Origin of the sequence: Psychrobacter sp. DAB_AL32B (assembly GCF_002224105.1) — a bacterium.
Lineage (GTDB): Bacteria > Pseudomonadota > Gammaproteobacteria > Pseudomonadales > Moraxellaceae > Psychrobacter.
The window spans coordinates 1-385 of record NZ_NEXU01000166.1; the positions used below are offsets into that span (position 1 = coordinate 1).

The 385-nt window shown below is 43.4% G+C and carries 1 pseudogene; it reads left to right on the plus strand.

The annotated features are described in order from the left end of the window. Window positions 1-385, plus strand: a pseudogene (locus CAN34_RS13835) (hypothetical protein); the annotation flags it as partial.

Below are 385 nucleotides of genomic sequence, written 5' to 3' on the forward strand. Positions count from 1 at the left end.
TAATTCTGATAACTTTGATCATATTGATCATTCAGACAGCTTTGATGACTTTTTTAAGCATATCGGCTATCGCTTTGACGATTCATTTAGCGATGGATGGGATAGTCTTACCCAATCGATTAAAGATATCTATCACAGAACGACTAATAAGCTTGAGGATGAACTGGCGCTACCGGTGGCGCAAACCTACGTCAATGATGCGCTACAAAAATTTGTCACTGACAACGTCAAGGCGATCTTAGAGCTGCGCGTTGAGCTACATGATGACTGGTTTCGCTTATACTGTACGGTCGATGCTGGTGGCATTTATGCGGAGGTGGCGAGTAACTTTAGCTTAGTTCACGTACAGCTTGATCGCACGTTCAGCGCTTTGTCTTTGTCAACA